Annotated in this window: 1 protein-coding gene; it reads right to left on the minus strand. The window is 40.2% G+C overall.

Translation table 11 applies throughout. The features are described 5' to 3' along the window. Positions 1–1,362 (minus strand): carboxypeptidase-like regulatory domain-containing protein (locus tag VIP81_RS05605; protein WP_331957490.1); only part of this gene is annotated, 1,362 nt, incomplete at its 3' end. Positions 1,363–2,237: the final 875 nt, after the last annotated feature.

Consider the following 2,237-nt stretch of genomic DNA (forward strand, 5'->3'; position numbering starts at 1 on the left):
ATCTATAAAAGTACCGTTATATGGATTGCTGAGATCTTTAAAATCAACGATAGGAGCATCCCTCGGTTGCTGATATATGGAGGCGTAAGTGGAGTTTGTTTGTCCGCCTAAGGGCAACTGGCTGGAGATATTCGTATATCCGATAGATGCCTGGCTGGAGAATTTCTCGGAAAACTCAGAAGAACCGCTAAACCTCACACTATACTTATTGTAGTTGGTGGTAGGAACAACGCCTTTATTGTTTAATGCGCCGACAGACAGGAAATAAGTGGATTTCTCGTTGCCACCTGAAACAGTAAGATTATTATTAAAGGTTTGGCCAAGGTCAAAGAAATTCTTTACGTTGTTGGGAATGGCTTTATATGTTTTTAGCTGTTGTTTGCCATCAATAACTTGTCCGAATGGTCTTTCTTTACCGTCGAAAGCCTCGCCCCAGCTGAAGTTTTCCCTTCTGTCGTCGGGAATACCATCCAGGTTGCCTTCTCCGAATTCATTCTGGAAGGTGGGATATTTCAGGATGCTGGATAACTGGTAACTGCTACTGAAATTGATTTGTGCCGGTGAATTCTTTTTACCTTTTTTAGTAGTAATCAGGATAGCGCCGTTGGAAGCGATACTGCCGTACAATGCAGCAGCAGCAGGTCCTTTCAGTACAGTGATACTTTCGATATCATTCGGGTTGATATCATTTCCCCTGTTACCATAATCTACCTGGTTATTCAGGAAATCGGCATTCCGGATGTTATCATTACTAACAGGAATACCATCAATAACAAATACCGGCTGGTTACTACCACTGAAGGAAGTAGGACCGCGCAGGGTAATTCTGGAAGAAGCACCCGGCGCATATCCTGAGGTGATGCTCAAGCCGGCTACCTTACCTGTTAAGGCATTGATAGGGCTCACGTTTTCGCCGATGTCTTCTTTATTGATGGTTGCTACCGCATAACCGAGACTTCTTTTCTCTCTCTTCACACCCTGTCCTGTTACTACTATTTCTGTTAAAGAAGTGCGGAGAGACTGTAAGGAAACATTGTATTTAAGACTGGAAGTGACAGGCACTTCTTTATCGTTGTAGCCGATGAACGTAAATACAAGTATATCGCCTTGTGATACCGTTAATGAAAAGTCGCCTTTAGGATCTGTAGCGGTGCCGGTATTGGTGTTTTTAAGTCTCACACTTACACCCGGCAGGGCAGATCCATCTTCCTGCGCGGTCACTTTACCGGTAATCTTTTGCTGGGCAAAAGTGAGCAACGGCACTATTAACATCGCCAGTGCCAGCAAAGCTTTGCGTAAAGCCTTGCCAGGTTTATTTACACCAGAAATGAAAATAATGAGATGAGTTGTTTTTTTCCTCATAAACTTGATTTTGGTTGTGGTTTATTTAATAAATTTTTTAGTCGGGCAGGCAAATTAAACCCGTAATGCGGCGGGCCATTTGAGGGTAGAAATGTGTTGTAAAATGGGATCATCTGATTGATCATTTTGTGATAAGAGCTGTTGTATATTTAAGTTGATTCGTGTTGTAATTGGTTTTATGGGAAGCTTTTGCATTAATGACATAGCTCCGCCATTACAGCTTTTTCCTGCTGATTTTTTAGATAAGTAATTTTCCGGTTTGCTGTGGTTGTTCCTATGTGTTAAAGCATAGCTCCGCCATTACAGCTTTTTCTTTGCTGATTTTTTAAATAAATAAATTCCGTTGCTTGCAGTAATGCCATTAAACAAGATTAGAGCAGAAAAATCCTTTTGAAATTTAAACGCCTTTCTATTGGACAATCTTTTCTTCGTGTCTGATACATAATGTTTACATGGTGGAGGACATAAGCGTACGCGAAGGACTGCTATGAACGCGATGACAATTTTCTCATAAGCATTATTTACTTCTCATAAGCCAATTTCTCATAAGCGATTTTAAGCAATGCAGTGGTTAAACACCGCTACCATCCAGGCTACGTTTGTCGTCTCTTAGGTTAAATTGGTAATAACACTGCCAGATTTAATAGCCGATATTTGCTGAGCTATTAAGGGTTTGATCGATGTTTGTATTCAAATTTTGGTAGTTGTTATGCGCAGGATATTTTCTTTGGTTGAAACATCTGCAGACATTCAGATTTTGTGTTGTTGATAATAAATTACTAATGCTCGTTTTCCTTATTGGTCTTTCTAATTTTCTCTAAGCTTTTTTTCTGGACCTTGGCTCTATGACAGTTTTTACTGTTGATAGTTTAATT

The organism is Chitinophaga sp. (assembly GCF_036566945.1).
Classification (GTDB): domain Bacteria; phylum Bacteroidota; class Bacteroidia; order Chitinophagales; family Chitinophagaceae; genus Chitinophaga.